Below are 20,419 nucleotides of genomic sequence, written 5' to 3' on the forward strand. Positions count from 1 at the left end.
CGCCGTTGCGCGGCGAGTATCTCAACCTGCTTGCCCATGCGCCGTCAACGGGTTTTCAGACGGCATTCGATATCGGGACGGGCTCCGGCGTGCTTGCCGCCATTTTGGCGAAACAGGGCATTCCTTCCGTCATCGGCACGGATACCAATCCGAGGGCGGTTGCCTGCGCCCGTGCCAATATTGCCCGTTTGGGTTTTGAAAAACAGGTTGAAATCCGCGAAACCGATCTGTTTCCCGAAGGGTTTGCCGATTTAATCGTCTGCAATCCGCCCTGGCTTCCCACCAAGCCGACTTCCGCCGTCGAATCCGCGTTATATGACCCCGAATCTGCGATGCTGGCTGCGTTTTTGCGTGATGCGCCGAAACATCTGAATCCCGACGGAGAAATCCGCCTGATTATTTCCGACCTTGCCGAACATCTGCACCTGCGCCCTGCCGACTTTTTGGAAAAGGCATTTGCTCAGGCGGGTTTGCGCGTTGAGGATGTTTTGAAAACCAAACCGGTCCACAAAAAAGCTGCCGCCCCGGACGATCCGCTGGCTTTTGCCCGAAATAGGGAAACTACTTTCCTGTACCGTTTGAAAAAGGCATAACAAAACGGCTGCCCGTCAAAGCAGCCGTTTTTCATGCGGATTTGTACGATGCCGTCAGAAAATGTATTCCAACTGGCCGCGCACTACATCGACATTTTGTCTGACGTTGCCCGCCGTCGGCGTAACCTGTTTGCCGTTCAGGTAGAAGCCCTTAATCCGCCAGTTTTTCCAAGGGATATAGGTCAGACCGACCTGTACGCCCTGAACGTTTTTGCTGTAATCCTCAGCCGAAGACACGCCGGACAGCGGACCGACTTTGCGGTAGTTGGCGAATACGTCGTAAGACTGCGGTTTTTTGGTGTCGGCAAGTTTGTAGCGCAATTCGGTAAACACGCCGTAATTGGCGATTTTTCCGCCAGCATCGTGATAGGCTTTCAGATTGGATTTGCCGGCTGCCGCCATCCAGCGGATATTGTCGTTCAGCTTCACGTCCGTACCGATTTCGCCCAATACGGCATCATGTTCCGCGTTTCCGTGTTTGACTTTGTCCATATAGCTGACGGTTGCGCCGACATTGATACGTTCGCTGACGGGCAAAGTTGCCTGGGCGGAGGCGAAATGCCTGCGGTGTCCGCCTATGCCCCATACGTTGTCGTTAAGATTGCCGGTTCTGCGTCCGAGTGTAATTTTCGCCGGCAGCGAGGTGTTGTTGAAAAACAGTTCGGCACCGGTAACTTCCGTATCCCAAACCCTGCCGTAAGAGGAGAATGCGCCAAATTTGCCGATACGCGCCTTCAGATTGGGCGTAAGGCTGCCTTCTGCATAGAGTTTGTTCATCGGCACATCGTGTTTGCCGTTGAATTTGCCTGTTTCCAGATTGATGTTCGGCTCGATTTGGACGACCGCCTTCCAATCTTTATAGAGTTTGGCACGCAGCCACAATTCGGTATTGAAGCTGGTGTTAGTGTTTTCGCCGGTCGGATAGGAGCTGCTGTTGCTTGCCGCCGTATCTTTGCTGTCAACGCGCACGCGGAAACCGCCGTTGAGTGTCAGCCTGTCGCCGAACAGACTGATTTTGTCGTCGTCTTTGCTGATGATGCTGCCTGAGTTGACGTAATCGCCTGTAGTCGAAAGGACTGCCGCATCGCGACCGCCGTCGATACCCGATGCCGACACGGGAAGGGAAACCAGCATTGCCATGCCGGTTAGAAGCGTGGGTTTCAATAAGTCCATACTGTCTCCGATAAAAGAGGAAAAACGTCGGTAATTGTTGTATTTTGTGCAGACCTATCGTATGGAATGCCATCCGTCGGGTCAAGAAAATATTGACGGTTTTTAACGTTTTTTATCGGGATTTGATATGTGTCAATCTTGGAAAAACACACGTTTGAGCATATTGCTCAATGCCGTCTGACGGACTTTGACAGTAGCTGCCGCCTGACGGAAGGTTTCTTCTCCGCCGAAGAATACGAATTTTTCCTTTGCCCTGGTAATGGCGGTGTAAAGCAGCTCCCTGCTCAAGCCGGAAAGCGCATCGTCCTCTTCGTTCGAAGGTGCGGCAGAGGGCGGCAGCAGCCAGACTTCCCGATACTCCGAACCTTGGCTTTTATGGACGGTCATGGCGAAAGCAGGTTCAAAATCCGGAAGGCAGCTGACTGCAACCTTTTTAAACCCGTCCGTATCGGGAAAATAGGCGGACAGGCTGCCCGGCCTTTGGGCATCATCCATAATCAGTCCGACGTCTCCGTTGAACAACTCGAGTGCATAGTCGTTTTGCCTGATCATAATCGGCTCTCCGGCGAAATAGGCATGATGTTCGGGTATGTTCATTTTGCGGCGTACATGGCTGCAATAGGCTTCGTTGAAGTTTTCCGCATCCTGCCGCCAAGCTGCCAGAACCACGATATCCGAGATGCTTGCGTATGCGGCTTCGATATTGCCGTCTTTTACCGCCTGCCAATAGGCTTTGTGCGTCCGGTACAACCTTTCGACTCGAGCGTTCGGACTGCATTCCGAATGTTCCAGTTCATCCGGAAACCGGTCAAACAATGCCCACGCCCCTTCATCGCCCGATACGGCGGCACGGGCAAGGCAGCCGATGCCGCTGTTGTCGCCGAAGCGGTGGCTGAACGACAGATGGGCGGTGTTTTGCGCCAGCACGGGCGGATTTGCGCTGACGCTGAAACCGTGTTCCGGAAGGAAGCCGGCCAGCCTTTGGTGCGTTTCTCCGTCCAAAACGGTTTTTTGCGACAGGACGGACAGCACGGCCCCGATTCCGACGGACGGAAGCTGGTTTTCATCCCCCAGCAGAATCACGCGCGCGCCGGTTTTGACCGCTTTCAAAAGTTGCAGCATCAATGCGGTATCCAACATGGAGGCTTCATCGACAATCAGCACGTCGAACGGCAGCGGACGGATATGGTCGAACGCCGCCTGCATTTTGGGCGGGCTCAGCTTCAGCAGTCGGTGGACGGTTTGCCCTTCCAGTTTGAGCAAATGGCGGCGGACGGCCTCCGGCGCGTCAAAACCGTTGATTGCACGGTGCAGCGCGCGCGCCATATGTGCCGCTGCTTTGCCTGTCGGTGCGGCAAGCGCGATGTTGGGAAGATTTTCGTCTTCGCCGCAAATCAGCGCCAGCAGTTTGGCAACCGTTGTCGTTTTGCCCGTTCCCGGCCCGCCGGTAATCACCATAAAAGACTCCAACAGTGCCAAGGCGGCGGCATCGCGCTGTCCTTCGCTGCCCGTGCCTTGAAACCATTTTGCGAGGTTTTGCCGCGCGCCTGCCGCGTCGGGGGCGGACGTGCCGGCTGCCGCCAAGCGTTTTATCTCGGCAGCCAAATCGTATTCCAACTGCCACATCCTGCCCAAAAATAGCCTTCTGCCTTCTAAAATTAAGGGTGATGCGGATCGTCCGACTACGGGTTCGAGTGCCGACAGCGCGTCAGCCTCGCCACCGCTCAAATGGATAAACGAATGACCATTCTGCAATGCCTGAAACAGGCGTTCGGTGCAGTTTGCAAGCACTTCGCTGCCTGAACCCGCATAGTGTTCCAAAAAACGGATTGCTGCCCTTGCTGCCGCTTGGGCAAATTCATCTGTCTGCCGTTCCATCGTATTCCTTGTCGAAATGCCGTCTGAAAGCATGATTTTTCAGACGGCACGGTGTATTGCACTTTTCAGGCGCCTGCTCCCTGTTTCGGATGCAGGCTGCCGTCTTTCATGACCATCACGCGCTCGAAGCGGCCGGCGAGTTCGTCGTCGTGCGTTACGACCACCAGCCCCGTTCCCAATTCTGTTTTCAGTTCCAGCATCATATCCAAAACATTCCTGGCGTTCGCACGGTCGAGATTGCCGGTCGGCTCGTCGGCAAGCAGGCATTTGGGTTGCGTAACCAAGGCGCGCGCAATGGCGGCACGCTGGCGTTCGCCGCCTGAAAGTTCGCCCGCGCGGTGCGTCGAACGGTGTTTCAGCCCGACCTTTTCCAGCATCGCCATTGCCGTTTCTGCCGCCTCTTCACGGCTTTTTTTGCCGATCAGAAGCGGCATCATCACGTTTTCCAGTGCCGAAAATTCAGGCAGAAGATGGTGGAACTGGTACACGAAACCGAGATGGTGGTTGCGCAGGATGCCCAGTTGTCGCTGGCTTAATGTACGCAAATCCTCGCCCATCAGCAGCACCCTGCCTTCAGACGGCATATCTAGCCCACCCAAAATATGCAGCAGCGTCGATTTGCCGCTGCCCGAAGAACCGATGATGCCGGTGCTTTCCCCCGCGCGGATTTCCAAATCCAAGCCGTGCAGCACCCGAACGTCCAAACCGCCGTCCCGATAGCGTTTGCCCACGCCTTCGCATTTCAAAATCAACTCACTCATAACGCAAAGCCTCCGCCGGTTGGGTTTTTGACGCGCGCCAGCTCGGGTAGAGCGTCGCCACGAAAGACAGTCCCAAGGAAATGCAGGCAATCAGGGCAACGTCGCCCATATCAACATCGCTGGGCAGGTAGTCGATAAAATAAACCTGCGAATTGATGAGGTGGACACCGAGCAGGTTTTCAAAAAACGCCACGACTCTGCCGACGTTCCAACCCAAAAGCACGCCGCAGACCACACCCGCCAGCGTGCCGAAAAAGCCTGAAAACGCGCCCTGCACCATAAAAATCTTCATCACGCCGGCAGGGGAAAGACCCAAAGTCCGCAAAATTGCAATGTCCGCCTGCTTTTCCGTAACCGCCATCACTAACGAAGAGACAAGGTTGAACGCCGCCACAGCGATAATCAGCGTCAGGATGATGAACATCATCCGTTTTTCCAGTTCGACCGCTTCAAAATAGCTGCGGTTGCTGTACGTCCAATCGCGCACCCAAACCGCGTCCCTTTGCGCCTCCGGAATCAGTGTTGCCGTCAAGGCGGGGGCGTTTTGCGGATCGGCGAGCTTCAGCCGCAGCCCCGCAACCTCCTTATCCAAACGGTACAGTGCGCGCGCGTCTTGGATATGCGTCATCGCCAATGAATTGTCAACCTCGTAAACACCCGTTTTAACCAGACCGACCACGGTAAACTGTTTCAACCTCGGTACGACTCCGGCGGGGGTAACGTTGCCCTCCGGCGTGATGACGGTAACTTTATTGCCGACTTCGACGCCCAGTGCCTCAGCCAAACCGACACCGAGGATAATGTCAAACTCGCCCGGAATCAGGTCTTCAAACTTGCCTGCCGGCATTTTGTCGCCGTATTCCACCACTTTGCGCTCTTCAGACGGCAAAATGCCGCGCATCTGCACGCCCCTGATCTCGCCCGCATGGGCCAGCAATGCCTGATTGGAAACATAGGGGGCAGTCGCCAAGATGCCTTTCTGATTTTCAGTAAACTTGCGCAGATTGCGCCAATCCGTATCCGTGTTGTCGATATAGCCGATTTCGGCGTGCGGCGCGACATTCAGGAGCTGCCCGCGTATTTCTTTCTGAAAGCCGTTCATAACCGACAAGACGACAATCAGCGCGGTTACGCCCAAGGAGATTCCGGCAATCGAAACCATCGTGATAAACGACATAAAGCCGTTGCGCTTTTTCGCCCTGAGATACCTCAAGCCTATCCAAGCCTCTAGAGAAAACATAACGCTACCTTAAAAATGTCTGCAAACGTGCCTCCCCGGACGGCGGTTTGGGGGCGGCGGCAAAAGGTTATTGTACCGTAAAACCCCGGCAGCGTCCGAACGGCAGGCTGTGCAAATAAAGACGCGGTATGTGGCAAATTCGGAAAAACAGGGCGGAAAACTTGCACAACGTGCCGAACTGCCCTATCCTTCTCTTGAAACAAAACCTTTTCTTTAAGGAAAACAATGAATATCAGGAAAATCTCCGCTTTGTGTGCTGTTGCCGTTTTTACTGTTTCGACAGCCTATGCCAAAGAAATCAAAATCGATGCCAACAACACGCCTTATTCCGAAGCCGACGCGCAAAAGCTGGCGGCAACGGCAGTCGGTATGGGCGTTAAGGAACCTGTCAGCCTGAACGGCGGCAGCGGCAGCATTACCGTGTCCGGCAGCAGCGCGACGCAGTGCGTGTTCAAAGTCGGCAACGAAGGCGCGTTGCAGATTCAAGGGCTCAACTGCAAGTAAACCGTCCGGGAAAATGCCGTCTGAAGGCTTCAGACGGCATTTTGCATTGGCGGCGTTACGCCCCGCCTTCTTTAATCAGGCGGCGTTCGTACACCGCCTGCGCCAGCGTACCCGCATCGACATATTCCAATTCGCCGCCCAAGGGGATGCCTTGCGACAGCCTGCTGACTTTGTAAGGCAGGTTTTTGAAAAACTCGGACAGGACATACGCCGTCGCATTGCCTTCTGCGGTAAAGGCGGTTGCAATAATGATTTCTTCGACTTCCCCTCCGCCCAGCCGTTGCGCCAGCCTGTCCAATGCGATGGCCGATACGTCCATTCCCAGTGCCGTATTGATTTGCCCCATCAGGACGAAATACAGCCCGTCATGGCAATTTGCCGCTTCCATATTGGACACGTCGGCAGGCATATGCACCACCATCAGCCGCCGCCCGTCGCGTGTTTCATCAGCACAAATATCGCACAATTCGCCTTCGCAAAACGTGTTGCACATCGTGCAATGGTGAACCTGCTTCAATGCCGTCTGCAAGGCATCCACCAGCTCTTCAGCCTCTTTGCGCTTGTGCTGCAACAGATGGTACGCCATCCGCTGTGCCGATTTCGGCCCGACGTTGGGCAATACTTTCAGCGCACCGATCAGCCTTTGGAAGGCATCTTGCTTTTTGGAATTCATCATACTCCGCCATATGGGAAAACGGTCGGAATATTCCGACCGTTATATCGAATATAGAAAACCGGAAATTACTGCCCGTCATTTCCGCCAACAGACTGGGCACCTTTGGTCTGTTTGATTTTGCCGTTGAAATAACGTATCAGCAAGTCGAAGGTATTGGCAGACTGCTGTTGCGCCAAAGCCTGTTTTGCAGGCGGAAGCTGTGCGGCGATATCATCCGGCGGGGTTACAGCCTGTACTTCGACAATCACGGGTGCCGGCAGGCCGGTCAGTCTGACATAGGCGGGTTTGCCGTTTGCCGGTTTTGCTTTCAGCAGTTCCGCATAAGTCTCGGGAGGCATGGACTGCCTTGCCTGTTGCGCGCCCAAAATAGACACTTCCGACCATTTCACGTCAACTGCCTTGCCTCCGCTCAACTGCGCCAGCGTTTCTTTTGCCTTGTTTTCGGCAAGTTTGGCGGCTTCGGCGCGGATATAAGCCTGACGCACCGCGTCTTTGGCTTCGGCAAACGGCAGGGTTTTCTCTTCGCGGACTTCTTTGGCGCGGACGACCCACGCGGTTTCGCTGTTGATGGTCAGCACTTCGGAATTGTGTTTTTTCTTCAATACGTCGTCGCTGAATATGGCATTGATCAGGTTTTCGGGCATACCGGACATTTGCGCGTCCTGCCTGCCCAACCACGTATCTTGGGTTTCCACTTTCAAACCGCTGTTTTTGGCGGCTTCGGCAAGCGAGGAAGGATGATTGAACGCATCATCGCCCAGCTTTTCTTTTGCCTTATTGAAGTCGGCAACCGCCTTTTTCATTTTCAATTCGTTTTCGACGGCGGCTTTTTCCTGCTCGAAAGAAGGTTTGGCTTCATTTGCCGGCAAACGCGCCACGCGCTCTTCAAACGCATTTTTCACTTCCGTTTCACCGACGGTCTGTTTGTCTGCAAAATCCTTCAGATTCAATGCGACATATTCTAATTTGACTGCCTGCGGCAGCAGGTAGTCTTTTTTGTTTGCATTATAAAATTTCTGCAAATCGGCTTCAGACACTTTGACTTGGGCGATGAACTCGTCGGGATTGAAGGTGTGCGAACGGATGGTACGGTTGACCTGCGTCAGCCTGATCAGCTGTTCCGCCTGCACGTCGCCGACCAATACGCCGTTTTGAACAAGGTTTACCAAATTCTGCAATGCGAATTGGTCACGGATTTCCTCGACAAACTGGTCTTCAGACATATGGCGTTGCGACAGGTATTGACTCAAAAGGGCATGGCTGAATTTGCCGCCTGCATCGTGAAAATTGGGATCGTCTACAATAATCTGCTTGATTTGTTCGGAAGAAACCGAAATGCCCATCAGCTTCGCGCCCTGTTTCAGGTAGGCGCGTTGAAGCAGGGATTGGAACACCGCATCACGCGAAGGGCTGCCGCCGCCCGCCTGTTCGTTTTGCATGGCGGTGTTAATCGACTGCTCGCTGATTTTTTCGTCGCCCACTTGGACGATGTAGTCGGCGCCCGGATGGGATACCGTGCTGACCCCGAAGCCGACGAAGGTTAATGCAATCAGCCCCAAAAGGACTTGGGCGGGCGTTCTGTATTTTTCGATGGAATGGAACATATTTTAAATCGGGATATAGAATGGGAACGGGAAATTCAAGTCGGGTATTGTAACGGTTTTTATCCCTGTCTGCACGGGGCTTGCCGGTTGAAGATGTCGTCGTAGGTTTCTTCGCTGAAGCCGACGTAAACCCTGCCGCCGAATTCCAATACGGGACGCTTGATCAGGCTCGGCATTTCAGACATCAGTTTGACGGCCTCCGCTGTCGAGGACAGGGCTTTTTGCTGTGTTTCGGCATCGAGTTTGCGCCAGCTTGTCCCGCGTTTGTTGAGCAGGGCTTCCAAAGACACTTGTTCCAGCCACGAGCAGATTTCCGCTTCAGACGGCATCTGTTTTTTGAAGTCCCGAAATTCAAACTCCAAGCCGTATCCAGCAAGCCGGTTTTTGGCTTTTTTGACTGTGTCGCAATTTGGAATGCCGTGAAGGATTATCATTTGGAAACCTTTTGCCTGAAATAATAGAACCGATATTTTACTATAAGTGTCTGAAAATTTGCCCGTCTGTTTCAGACGGCAGTGCGCTTATGTTACAATCCGAAAATTCGAAAAATTTAATCTCTTGTTCAATATAAGGTTTTACCAGTAATGATTTCTACCAACGGCATCACCATGCAGTTCGGCGCGAAGCCGCTGTTTGAAAACGTATCCGTCAAATTCGGCGAAGGCAACCGCTACGGCCTGATTGGCGCGAACGGCTCAGGCAAATCCACCTTCATGAAAATCCTCGGCGGCGATTTGGAACAGACCGCCGGCGAAGTGGCGATTGAAAACGGCGTGCGTTTGGGCAAATTGCGCCAAGACCAGTTTGCCTACGAAGATATGCGTGTGCTGGACGTGGTGATGATGGGGCATACCGAAATGTGGGCGGCGATGACCGAGCGCGATGCAATTTACGCCAATCTCGAAGCCACCGAAGACGACTACATGAAAGCCGCCGAACTGGAAGCCAAGTTCGCCGAATACGACGGCTACACCGCCGAAGCGCGCGCCGCCGAGCTGTTGAGCGGCGTGGGCATCTCCGAAGATTTGCACAATGCGAAAATGGAGGAAGTCTCCCCGGGCTTCAAACTGCGCGTATTGCTGGCGCAGGCGTTGTTCTCCAAACCGGATGTATTGCTCTTGGACGAACCGACCAACAACTTGGACATTAACACCATCCGCTGGCTGGAAGGCGTGCTGAACCAATACGACAGCACCATGATTATCATCAGCCACGACCGCCACTTCCTGAACGAAGTCTGCACGCATATGGCGGATTTGGACTACAACACCATCACCATCTATCCGGGCAACTACGACGACTACATGCTCGCTTCCGCCCAATCGCGCGAGCGCGCCCTGAAAGACAACGCCAAAGCGAAAGAAAAATTGCAGGAATTGCAAGAATTTGTGGCGCGGTTCAGTGCCAACAAATCCAAAGCCCGTCAGGCGACCAGCCGTCTGAAACAGGCCGACAAAATCAAATCGGAAATGGTCGAAGTCAAACCTTCCACCCGTCAAAACCCGTATATCCGTTTTGAAGCCGATGAAAAAGCCAAGCTGCACCGTCAGGCTGTGGAAGTGGAAAAACTGGCGAAACGCTTTGAAACCCAGTTGTTCAAAAACCTGAACTTCATCCTCGAAGCGGGACAACGCCTCGCCATCATCGGTCCGAACGGCGCGGGTAAATCCACCTTGCTGAAACTCCTCGCCGGCGCGTACAACCCCGAATATTCAGACGGCCTGCTGCCGGACGAAGGCAGCATCAAATGGGCGGAAAAAGCCAGCGTCGGCTACTATCCGCAAGACCATGAAAACGACTTCGACGTCGATATGGATTTGAGCGAATGGATGCGCCAATGGGGTCAGGAAGGCGACGACGAACAAGTCATCCGAGGCACTTTGGGCCGCTTGCTCTTCGGCAGCAACGATGTAGTGAAAAAAGTAAAGGTTCTTTCCGGTGGCGAAAAAGGCCGTATGCTTTACGGCAAACTGTTGCTGTTGAAACCCAATGTTTTGGTGATGGACGAACCGACCAACCATATGGACATGGAAAGCATCGAATCCTTGAACATGGCGCTGGAAAAATACAACGGCACGCTGATTTTCGTCTCCCACGACCGTCAGTTCGTTTCCTCCCTGGCAACCCAAATCATCGAATTGGACGGCAAAGGCGGATATGAACACTACTTGGGCGATTACGAAAGCTATCTCGAGAAAAAAGGCATAGCATAACCGCCGGTTGGAACAATGCCGTCTGAAGCCGCTTCAGACGGCATTCTTGATAACTTTGAAACACAAAGTATATGCAGATTTACCTCGTCGGCGGCGCCGTCCGCGATTATCTTTTGGGGCTGCCCGTCAAAGACCGCGATTGGGCGGTAGTCGGCACGGACGCGCAAACGATGCAGGCGCAAGGCTTCCGCCCGGTCGGCAAAGACTTTCCCGTGTTCCTCCATCCCGAAACGCACGAAGAATACGCCCTCGCCCGCACCGAACGCAAAACCGCCAAAGGTTACGCCGGTTTCAGTTTCCACGCCGACAAAGACGTTACGCTCGAGCAGGACTTAATGCGCCGCGACCTGACCATCAACGCGATGGCGCAAGATGCGGACGGCAAGATTATCGACCCTTTCGGCGGACAACGGGATTTGGCGGCGGGTATTTTGCGCCACGTTTCCCCGGCCTTCGCCGAAGACCCCGTCCGCATCCTGCGTACTGCCCGCTTTGCCGCGCGCTACGGATTTGAAATCGCCGAAGAAACCATAAAGCTGATGCGGCAGATGGTAGAAAACGGCGAAGCGGACGCTTTGGTTGCCGAACGTGTCTGGCAAGAGTTGGCGAAAGGTTTGATGGAAAAAAATCCCCGAAGGATGATTGAAGTATTGCGCGAATGCGGTGCGCTCAAAGTTTTGCTGCCTGAGGTCAATGCCCTCTTCGGCGTGCCGCAACGCGCCGACTATCATCCCGAAATCGACAGCGGCATCCATACCCTGATGACGTTACAACGCGCCGCCGATATGGGTCTGACGTTACCCGAGCGCTATGCCGCCCTGCTGCACGATTTGGGCAAAGCCAAAACACCGTCCGACATCCTGCCGCGCCACCACGGACACGACCTCGCCGGCGTCGAACCTGTGCGCGAAGTTAATCATCGGCTGCGTGCGCCGAAACATTGCGCCGAGCTTGCCGAACTGGTCTGCCGCTGGCACATTATTTTCCACCAAGTCGGACAGCTTAAAAGCCGAACCATTCTGAACGTTTTGAAAAAAACCGACGCTTTCAGACGGCCCGAACGCTTTGCCGCCGCCTTAAACGTCTGCATTGCCGATACGCAAGGCCGTCTGAACCGCGAACACACGCCCTACCCTCAACGCGCGCACTGGCTTGCCCTGCTCGAAGCCGCCAATCAGGCGGATTCGGGCAAAATCGCCGCCGAATGCCGCGCGCAGGGAAAAGCGCACCTTATCGCCGAAGAAATCGATCGGGCGCGGCTGACAGAAATTACCCCATTACAAAAAGCGTTTCGAACGGAGCAAGAAAAGACAGAAAAACATTAAAACGCACAATATGGCTACTTTGAGAATTTTGAGGACGATACCCAATCCAAGCTTTGCAACAGCCGCTGCCATATCCGCTATAATTCACTCTTCAGCCATTCCGTTCCCAACATAAAATCATGACCCTACAAACCGATTTATTATCTAAAATCAACAACGAAGATTACCAACGCCTCATTCTCAAACACAGCTCGGAATTTAGCGATGGCGAAATCCGCCTATTGAACGAAATCCTTGAAAAATTCACCTTCGACGTCGTTCAAGCGCAGGCATTGGCGCAGGCGGTAATGCAGCAAGTCCGCTTCGACCCCAACGCCTACCACATCGACAGCGACGACGAAGACACCACCGGCATCTGCCCCCACTGCATCAATCCGCCTATGCCGCCCCTGCGCGACTATCTTGTTTGGCGCGAAACGCGCGGATAAAACGCTTTTGACCGTTATCTTTCCAATGCCGTCTGAAACGCCGCCGACCGTTCGGACGGCATACCCGACAAAGGGAACACTATGCTGCAAACCGACAACCTGACCGCCGCGCAACCGCAACGCATCGTTGCCGCCCAAACCGCCTCCGCACAGGAAGAACTGCTCGAACGCGCCCTCCGCCCCAAAACGCTGGACGACTACATCGGGCAGCATAAAGCCAAAGAGCAGCTCGCCATTTTCATCCAAGCCGCCAAAAAACGCGGCGAAGCACTCGACCACGTTTTGCTTTTCGGCCCGCCCGGACTGGGCAAAACCACCCTTGCCCACATCATCGCCAAAGAGTTGGGCGTGAATTTGCGCCAAACCAGCGGTCCCGTCCTCGAACGCGCAGGCGACCTCGCCGCCCTTTTGACCAACCTTGAACCGCACGACGTATTGTTCATCGACGAAATCCACCGCCTCAGCCCTGTTGTCGAAGAAATCCTCTACCCCGCGCTCGAAGACTACCAGCTCGACATCATGATAGGCGAAGGCCCTGCCGCCCGTTCCGTCAAAATCGACCTTCCACCCTTCACGCTTGTCGGCGCGACCACCCGCGCCGGTATGCTGACCAATCCGTTGCGCGACCGCTTCGGCATCGTCTCCCGCCTCGAGTTTTACGAAAACCGCGACCTTGCCACCATCGTCAGCCGTTCGGCACAACTGTTGCAGCTCGATATGTCCGAAGAAGGCGCGGAAGAAATCGCCAAACGCAGCCGGGGCACGCCGCGCATCGCCAACCGCCTGTTACGCCGCGTGCGCGATTTTGCCGATGTGAAAAACAACGGCACGATCGATGCCGCCGTCGCCGATGCTGCTTTAAGCATGCTGGACGTGGACGCGCAGGGGCTGGACGTGATGGACAGGAAATTTCTCGAAGCCGTTTTGCACAAATTCGGCGGCGGGCCCGTCGGTTTGGACAACGTTGCCGCTGCCATCGGCGAATCTACGGACACCATCGAAGACGTTATCGAACCCTACCTCATCCAACAAGGCTTTTTGCAACGCACCCCGCGCGGCAGGATGGCGACAGAACGCGCCTATCTTCATTTCGGACTGCCGGTTGAAAAATAAACCATGCCGTCTGAAACCGAACCGCCGACCAAAGTCGGACATCATCCCCTTTGTCTGCAACAGCTTCAGACGGCATGTATAGTGGATTAACAAAAACCAGTACGGCGTTGCCTCTCCTTGCCGTACTATTTGTACTGTCTGCGGCTTCGTCGCCTTGTCCTGATTTTTGTTAATCCACTATATTTTTTATCAGGTTTTGTACCCGATCCGTTACATAATGTAGGATTCGCAAAATTCCGTACTGCTCGGAAATTAAGGTTGATAAATGAAAAAGTCAAATGAAATAATAAGATGAAGAAGACTTGACCGACTTGATACTGACAACTACAGTGCCGGCTGATGCGCCGATAGTAACGCCTGAAGAAAAACCGTTTACCATATACTGATATATATTCATTGAAATGAGGTTGTTTGTATGTTTATCGTCGGTATGCTTATGCGTCGCCACATTCGGCGTATAAGCATTGGTATCCACCAAAGCGACCTTGACCGTATCATCCGCCCGGTTCAACTGCCCCTCCAAGAACATCTGGCGGGAAGTATCATAAAGCGTATTAGCCATAACCACTCCAACAAGTTAAAAACACACCCATTAAACCAACCGTATCGGCGGCATTCAACCGCCTAAAAAAAGCCCGAACCGTTTTCAGGTTCGGGATTTCCTCAATGCCCGAAGGCAAAACCGCCGTCCGTCCGCGCATCCGAGTGCCTGTCCGACAGATAATACCGTCTTTCGCCCCCGCAACGGCCGTTGCCGATTCCTCACGCCCGCCATAATGTTTTCCGACTTGATGGCACGCTCCGGATGCTTCCTGTTCCACCACGCCGCGCAACTCGCGCAAAGCCGCCGCGTGCCATGCCGCACCGCCCAATCCGCCCTTGACGGACTCCTTAGCCGTCAAAGCCGCAAATTCAGGCATTCCCTTAGCCGCCGCAACGCCCATTTTCTTTAATACAGCCTTCTCGGCGGCTTTCCTGCCCATATTCAAAATACCGCCGCCAAGCCTCATCGTCGCCTTGTCCACCACACCGACACCTTCGCCCTTATCCCAAGCCACGCCAAGCTCCCTGCGAGCCTGAGACTTACGCCCCTCCTGAATCTTCCGATAATCCATATCCTCAGCCTTCAGTTGGCTGAGTTCCTCTGTATCGCGCGTAAAATCATTCCACGCCATACGCGCCGAACGTGCAGAATTTTTAAACCCGCGCGTCAACGCCCAATCATCGGAAGCCTCTCGCGCATCTTTTTCAGTAAAGCAGCGATACTTCTTCACCCCCCAGCAAGCTGCCCGTGTTCCAACGGATCGTATCTAACCAAATCATTCATTGCCCAACCCTCTTCTCGCCTTTTCCATTCACATACAAGTTACACAAAAAACACATCGACAAACCATTTCTCGGGGCAAATAAAAAGCCACCTGAAGCAAATTTGCTTACAGACGGCATCATTCCGATATTATTCAAACAAAACCGATTTAAAGATTCCCCAAATACTCCAACAAAACCAACCAACGTGTGTGCAGGATATCGCAATGCGCTTTCAAACCCATTGTCGCCTCCTATTTTTGTTCCGTAGCCAAAGTTACACCCGTAATCTCGGCAACCCGCTCTTGCATCAAGCCGTACTTGTGGCGCAATTCCTTCAGGTTGTTTGGCGTGTAACCGATGTTTTCACGGTAATGCAAGAGGTTTTTGAATATATTGCAAGATTCTGATTTATATGGTTTTAAATTTATCCAAGCCCGATAAAAAAGCCACCTGGTTAAATCAGATGGCCTGTATTTTGCGTCCCTAAATTGTCCCAATGTGTTTTAAGTAATTGATTTATTTATTGTTAATGGTGCGACGTAGAGACTAAAATTGAATACTTAAGATTCTGATATTTATATATATTATTTTTAGCAATCATCAAAATACCCCCAAATATACCCCCTATTTGTCAAAGTCAAAATTTTTCGGCGGTGTTTTGTAGCTCTCATGATACACATTTCCCCGCGCTCGGTCGTCTGAAAATTTGGCGGCAATCGGCGGGCGGTCATCTCAAATTATCCCACTTCTTCCAACATTATCCCGATTCAGAAAAAAACGCTATATATACACACAAAGGTGTCGTTACCGTCGTTACCGTCGTTACCGTCGTTACCGCGCCCGCAAACCCTTACGGGGCAAGGCTTTCACGGTAACGACATAAAAAAATCTGTGTCGTTACCTGTCGATACTTACAAATTTTTACACGATAAGTCTATGAAAAGAAAAGGGTAACGACGGTAACGACACGGTAACGACATAAAAAAAGGGGGGGTGTCGTTACCGCTTTTTCTTCCTATTTTATATTTATATTCATGTACTTATATATTGTAAAGTTTTGTGGTAACGACGGTAACGACACTTTTTTGTGTTCCTATATAGGTTTTTTCGGTAAGTACGGCGAGCTGTTTCAGGTGCCGGCATGGCTTGGCGGCAAAATTTGAACGCTAGCGGGGTAAATTTGCGGAATTTGGCGGGTTTCATTATTTTGGTATAGGTAGATATAGGCAGGCAGGAAAATGCCCGCATTTCGCAAATTTGGCGGTTTTATGTTTTAATGTCGTCTGAAATTGACGGGTAAAAACCGCAAACGCAAAAAAGCCCGCCTGAATGTTCGGGCGGGCTTGGTTTATTCGTCGGTATCGGGCGGGGCTTCGCCTATGAGGACATAGAAACGGCTGATTGCGCCTTTCCGTTTCCGTTGGTGCGTCCAGCCCCTTTGATTTTCGGGCTTTTTCAGCCATTGGGCGGCATGTAGGACTTCGCATACTTTCTGTTTGTCGAAGTCTTGGCAGATTTCGGATTCAAAAGTAACGGGAATTATCCAATATTCATCGTCTTCGCCTTCCTGCCGTCTGTATCCTGCATGGTCGCGGTTTACGGTTTGGCTGTTCCAATCGGAAAAGCGCATAGACAGGGCGTTTATATCCATGAATGCCGCTGCCTGTCCGATAATGGCGCGGTCTTCGTATTTGCCGCCGCCCGTCCGTTCGCGCCAGTCTTCAAAGCATTGTTTGATGGCGGCAATTCCGCCGCCTATGGGTAACGGTATCAGGCGGGCGCGGGCGGCAAGTTCCAGCGCGGCGGCGGTGGCGGCTAGGCGTAATGCTACGGTTCGCGCCTGTCCATTCAATGCGGGCAGGGTCTGCATGAAGTCGTCTTGCAAGGCGCGGGCGGTAGCTATGGATTCAGGGGTATTTTGTATCAGTGCAATCAGGGCGCGCCCCAATGTGCCATAGTTTGCTGCTGCTGATTGGTTGATGTGTTCGCTCAATAATGCCCCGCTCTCAAAGTCATGCAACGTGTCGTAAATGCCTAATCCTTTCCCTGCATTGCTGGGGATAGTTGGCAAGCGGGCTGCCTGCCCTGCCTGCCATTTTTCGCCGCCGCGCTCTACGAAGTTTTCAAGCGGCTTTTCCCCTGTGGAAAACAATAAGACTTTCCAGCGGGTCGATTCTCGGTTGCCGCCGTCTTTCGCGCCCTGCACTTTGGATATACCGTTGATAACTGAATAGGCTGTGTGGGCTACTTGGCGGGGGTTTGCCTGCCCGATTTCGTCCAATACAAGCAAGCCGTCATTACGGGCGTTGGCTAAGTTGCTGAATCCGTGTGCCGTGCCTGTCCAAGTCTGCATCAGGGCGGCGGGGTTTCCCCATACGCTCAATGCGGCGCGGGCGGAAGTAGATTTGCCGTCGCGTGAATCGCCGAAAAGATGGAATCCGCCCGCTTCCAATCCTAAAAGCTCAATCAGGGGCGCGGCTAGGGCTGTTCCGACTGCAAGACAAAGGCGGCTGTTTCCTGTCAGATGTTTGCCGATGGCGGCATTCCAGTCGTCCAGCGTTCCCGCTGGGGCATATGCGGCGGCTTGGCTTTTATCGCCGTTGTAAATGGTTTTTGCCTGTCCTTTTGGGGCGTGTTCGGGCTGTATGGTTTCGCCGCTGGGTAAGATGTAGGCGTTGCCATGCCAGCCTGCTTGTGCGGTTACGGTGTATGGGGTGTCCTGCCCGTCAGTTTGTAGGTAGTCTGCCAGTCTTTCGCGCTTGGCTCTGCCCGATAAGACAGTCAAACCGTATGACTGCAAACGCTGCCAGCCTTGATTTGTGCCTATATCGGCGGCAGACAGGGCGGCTTGTTTGGTTTGGCGGGTCAGGCAGTCTCTGTATTCGATAATGCGGTAATGATTGCCGCCGCTGTCTATGCCGCGCCCGATAAGCCGTATCGGGTCGGAAAGCCAAAGCGGGGCGGCTTCGCTCGTGTTGCCGTCTTTATCGGTCTTTATGCCGATAAAGTAAACGCCGTTTTTCGTGCATTCGTAACGAGGTTTAATGGTAAAGGTTTCAAATTCCGACAGCGTATCATTTGCGGGGGCGGCGGTTTGGCTGTCGTTTTTGCTTTGGTGTAGCATGGCAGTATCCTTGAATGGAAAATGTAGCTTTCGGTCGTCTGAATCAGGTTTCAGACGGCTTTTTTGTCTGCTTGGCGGGTGTTGTATTCGTCCAATGCGTCAAATCCCGCCGTATCGCTCTGCCATATGGCGGCGGTCAATCCGTCAAAAATGGCGCGGCGGGCTAGGCTTTCGGCGGCTTTGATTCCCGTCTTGCTGTTGTCGTTGTCAGCGGCGATAAACAGGGCGCGGGCATTTGGCGGATATTGCCAGCGGGTCATCCCGATGGCGGAAAGGGTGGCAACGGCGGGAATACCGAACAAGGCGCGGGCTGCTAGGGCGGTTTCTATGCCCTCCGATACCAAAATCCGCCCGTCCTTATCGGGGGCTGCTAGGGCTACGGCTGCCCCGCGCAATGCTTCGGGGTATCGCGCCCGCATTTTTTTGGCGGGCAAGGCTTCACCCGTTTCGGGGTGGGTTGCGTTCAGTTTGTGCCAGCGGCGCGGGTCGTCTGAATCGGGGGCTAGATAAGTCAGGTGTAAACCCTGAAGATTGCCGCCCGTGTCGGTAACGGCGGCTATCATGGCGGGGTAGTAACCAATCAGCAAAGGGGCGGCGGTGTGTCCGTCAAGGGCGCGTAAGGTGTAAAGGGAAAGGGCGGAATGAAAACGGATTGCGCCGCCTGTCCACTGCCAAGAATCGGGCGGCAAGCCCCGCGTTTGCAGATACAGGCTTACGGGGTCGTTGCCGTCCAGCGGGCGGGCTTCGTACCATGCTTTTAGCAAGGCGGGCTGTTTATCCTGTATCGGAGCGGCGGGTTCTGATGGCAAGGGGCGGCGGGCTTGATATTGCCCCGTCATGCCGTCTGAAAACCCCAAAACGGCGGCTACTTGGCGGGTTGCTTCCTTGAAGTCATATCCAAAAACCAACATCAACAAATCAAAGCCGCTGCCGCCCTGCGGGGTGCATTGATTACAGATAAATCCGCCCGTTCCCCGATGGTCGGTGTAGCGGTAACGGTCTTTGCCGCCGCAATACGGGCAGGGGCAATGGCGGCGCGTATTCAAATAGCGGGGGTCTATGCCTAATGCGGCGTGGATTTCCTGCCAGCGTCCAAATGCGGCGGCTTTGAGGTTGGAAAGGTCGTATTTCATGGCGTTTTGCCTTTCGGGTATATCTACCCCTTGCCAAGCGTAAAAAAGGCGTATCAGGTCGGTCAGAATGCGGTTAGAAATATTTTTTTCGTTTCTTCGGGCTGCAAAAATCCCACCGCTGCCGTTTCAGGCATGGCAAAAGGTCGATTCAATGGATTAAATACAGTTCCAAGAAATGGATTTTTCGAGAAGCTCAGAAGCAAAAGACAAAGTATTGAATAGCTGCTCTTCGTGCTTGTCGCTACCGCGTGAGTAGGTCGCCATTGCTGCCAGCATATCTATTACGCGCTCGATTTGAAGATAGGCGGCTTCGTTCAGGATATAAATATCCTGTTCGCCTTGAAAGAATGATTGCGGGATTTCTGAGTTAGTGAATTCGGGTGTGATGGCTTTTGTGATGACTTTAGTCATGATGTTGTTACCTTTCTAACTGGCTGATATGCCGCCTTTCCGTCCCTACACGGTGGGGCGGCGGGCAAAGGGCAAAGGGTAGGAAACTGGCAGTTAGAACCAGCGGGCATAAAGCCCTCTTTGCCCCTGCCTGCCATTGAAAAAGGTAAAACAGGGGGAATGCAAGATAAGAAAATGCCGCTTTCGGTATTCTGGCTATCGGGTAGCTCTGATACGCTTTGGGCGGCTTACTTGCCTGATTGGTTTCAGCTTCTCACGGCTGTCCGTCCTATTGAAGACGACAGGCGCATTATTGCCCCGCCTTTTGCCGCTGTCAAGCGGTTTGCGCCCCAAATTCTTTGATTGCCGCGTCCAATTCGGCTAATTTCCCCTCTAAATCTTTGATTTCGTTTTGCATATCAATGATTTTTTCTCGGCGTTCGGATACGCTCGGCAAGTCGTCATTGCCCCATTTGTCGCCGATTTTTTCGTTTACCGTCTGCATGATTCGGTCGTGGATGATGTCGGGAAACAAGAAGCAAAGCAGGCTGCGGATGCCGCCCGCCCCGTTTTCCAGTTGGCTGTAAGACAGAAAGTCATAATCGGTTTTCATGCCTGAAAAAAGCCAGCCTGAATAAATATTGGATTCAAGCGATTCCAGCGGGCGGCGGTTGTAACGGTCAAATTCCAAGCCGTTGCCGTCTGAATTGGGTTTTGTCTGTTCAAGGGCGGAAACAAGGCGGCTTGCGCTCTGCTCCGATTGCGCCTTGATGTGTTCTTTTAAAATCAGACTAAAATCAGCACGGGAAACGGGCATATCGCGCAAACGCTTGATTTCTGCTTTCAGTTTGCCGATTTCGGCGGCGGTATTTTCGCGCTCTGTTTGAATTTGGGCGGCTTGTGCTTTAAAAGTATTTACGACAGATTTTGCGGTATCAATTACAGTCATTTCATTG

The 20,419-nt window shown here is 53.1% G+C and carries 18 protein-coding genes and 2 pseudogenes; 6 read left to right on the forward strand and 14 right to left on the reverse strand.

Translation table 11 applies throughout. The features are described 5' to 3' along the window. The coding region (locus Q9I99_RS09785) for a methyltransferase (protein ID WP_304666219.1) at positions 1-593 on the forward strand (593 nt) is incomplete at its 5' end. A gap of 54 nt (positions 594-647) precedes the next feature. On the opposite strand, the gene Q9I99_RS09790 is transcribed toward Q9I99_RS09785, so the two are convergent. From Q9I99_RS09790 to Q9I99_RS09805, 4 genes are all read right to left on the reverse strand, one after another. Then, positions 648-1,766 (reverse strand): hypothetical protein, encoded by a 1,119-nt coding sequence (locus Q9I99_RS09790; RefSeq protein WP_301667651.1) that lies wholly within the window; start codon positions 1,764-1,766, stop codon positions 648-650. A gap of 132 nt (positions 1,767-1,898) precedes the next feature. Beyond that, positions 1,899-3,644 (reverse strand): exodeoxyribonuclease V subunit alpha, encoded by a 1,746-nt coding sequence (gene recD / locus Q9I99_RS09795; RefSeq protein WP_301667652.1) that lies wholly within the window; start codon positions 3,642-3,644, stop codon positions 1,899-1,901. A gap of 65 nt (positions 3,645-3,709) precedes the next feature. Next, positions 3,710-4,405: a lipoprotein-releasing ABC transporter ATP-binding protein LolD gene (gene lolD / locus Q9I99_RS09800; RefSeq protein WP_301667653.1), complete on the reverse strand. Its 696-nt coding sequence runs from the start codon at positions 4,403-4,405 to the stop codon at positions 3,710-3,712. Next, positions 4,398-5,645, reverse strand: coding sequence for a lipoprotein-releasing ABC transporter permease subunit (locus tag Q9I99_RS09805; protein ID WP_301667654.1), 1,248 nt, complete (start codon positions 5,643-5,645; stop codon positions 4,398-4,400). The genes lolD and Q9I99_RS09805 overlap by 8 nt, the downstream gene beginning before the upstream one ends. A gap of 225 nt (positions 5,646-5,870) precedes the next feature. Between Q9I99_RS09805 and Q9I99_RS09810 the strand changes: the two genes are divergently transcribed. Next, the gene (locus Q9I99_RS09810; protein WP_301667655.1) at positions 5,871-6,149 is read left to right on the forward strand and encodes a hypothetical protein; all 279 of its coding nucleotides are present in this window, start codon (positions 5,871-5,873) and stop codon (positions 6,147-6,149) included. Positions 6,150-6,204: 55 nt separating this feature from the next. Here Q9I99_RS09810 and recR read toward each other — a convergent pair whose 3' ends face one another. The 3 genes from recR to Q9I99_RS09825 all read right to left on the reverse strand — a co-directional run bounded on the left by recR (position 6,205) and on the right by Q9I99_RS09825 (position 8,863). Then, the gene (recR, locus tag Q9I99_RS09815; protein WP_301667947.1) at positions 6,205-6,822 is read right to left on the reverse strand and encodes a recombination mediator RecR; all 618 of its coding nucleotides are present in this window, start codon (positions 6,820-6,822) and stop codon (positions 6,205-6,207) included. A gap of 68 nt (positions 6,823-6,890) precedes the next feature. Further along, positions 6,891-8,429: a SurA N-terminal domain-containing protein gene (locus Q9I99_RS09820; RefSeq protein ID WP_301667656.1), complete on the reverse strand. Its 1,539-nt coding sequence runs from the start codon at positions 8,427-8,429 to the stop codon at positions 6,891-6,893. Between the two features lie 59 nt (positions 8,430-8,488). Further along, entirely contained in the window at positions 8,489-8,863 is a 375-nt protein-coding gene (locus Q9I99_RS09825; RefSeq protein WP_301667657.1) for an arsenate reductase, read from the reverse strand. Positions 8,864-9,013: 150 nt separating this feature from the next. On the opposite strand from Q9I99_RS09825, the gene Q9I99_RS09830 reads away from it, so the two are divergent. From Q9I99_RS09830 to ruvB, 4 genes are all read left to right on the forward strand, one after another. Further along, positions 9,014-10,642, forward strand: coding sequence for an ABC-F family ATPase (locus Q9I99_RS09830; protein WP_301667658.1), 1,629 nt, complete (start codon positions 9,014-9,016; stop codon positions 10,640-10,642). 71 nt (positions 10,643-10,713) lie between these two features. Then, positions 10,714-11,967 (forward strand): multifunctional CCA addition/repair protein, encoded by a 1,254-nt coding sequence (locus Q9I99_RS09835; protein WP_301667659.1) that lies wholly within the window; start codon positions 10,714-10,716, stop codon positions 11,965-11,967. 119 nt (positions 11,968-12,086) lie between these two features. Beyond that, positions 12,087-12,395 carry a hypothetical protein gene (locus tag Q9I99_RS09840; RefSeq protein ID WP_101122971.1) on the forward strand — a complete coding sequence of 103 codons (309 nt, stop codon included), beginning with the start codon at positions 12,087-12,089 and terminating at the stop codon, positions 12,393-12,395. A gap of 81 nt (positions 12,396-12,476) precedes the next feature. Further along, positions 12,477-13,508: a Holliday junction branch migration DNA helicase RuvB gene (gene ruvB / locus Q9I99_RS09845; protein WP_301667660.1), complete on the forward strand. Its 1,032-nt coding sequence runs from the start codon at positions 12,477-12,479 to the stop codon at positions 13,506-13,508. Between the two features lie 61 nt (positions 13,509-13,569). Here the strand turns inward: ruvB and Q9I99_RS11580 are convergent. The 7 genes and pseudogenes from Q9I99_RS11580 to Q9I99_RS09875 form a co-directional block, all read right to left on the reverse strand. Continuing rightward, positions 13,570-13,682: pseudogene (locus Q9I99_RS11580) on the reverse strand (IS5/IS1182 family transposase); the annotation flags it as partial. A 100-nt stretch (positions 13,683-13,782) separates the two neighbouring features. After that, a complete protein-coding gene (locus tag Q9I99_RS09850; RefSeq protein WP_301667661.1) occupies positions 13,783-14,070 on the reverse strand; it encodes a hypothetical protein in 288 nt (95 codons plus the stop codon). A gap of 280 nt (positions 14,071-14,350) precedes the next feature. Next, positions 14,351-14,835, reverse strand: a pseudogene (locus tag Q9I99_RS09855) (hypothetical protein); the annotation flags it as partial. A gap of 1,329 nt (positions 14,836-16,164) precedes the next feature. Beyond that, the gene (locus Q9I99_RS09860) at positions 16,165-17,940 is read right to left on the reverse strand and encodes a DUF927 domain-containing protein (protein ID WP_301667662.1); all 1,776 of its coding nucleotides are present in this window, start codon (positions 17,938-17,940) and stop codon (positions 16,165-16,167) included. Between the two features lie 50 nt (positions 17,941-17,990). Then, entirely contained in the window at positions 17,991-19,073 is a 1,083-nt protein-coding gene (locus Q9I99_RS09865; RefSeq protein ID WP_301667663.1) for a DUF7146 domain-containing protein, read from the reverse strand. Positions 19,074-19,229: 156 nt separating this feature from the next. Beyond that, positions 19,230-19,484 (reverse strand): hypothetical protein, encoded by a 255-nt coding sequence (locus Q9I99_RS09870; RefSeq protein ID WP_301667664.1) that lies wholly within the window; start codon positions 19,482-19,484, stop codon positions 19,230-19,232. Positions 19,485-19,797: 313 nt separating this feature from the next. Further along, a complete protein-coding gene (locus Q9I99_RS09875; protein ID WP_301667665.1) occupies positions 19,798-20,412 on the reverse strand; it encodes a hypothetical protein in 615 nt (204 codons plus the stop codon). Positions 20,413-20,419: the final 7 nt, after the last annotated feature.

This window comes from Neisseria basseii, assembly GCF_962707005.1.
Classification (GTDB): domain Bacteria; phylum Pseudomonadota; class Gammaproteobacteria; order Burkholderiales; family Neisseriaceae; genus Neisseria; species Neisseria bergeri.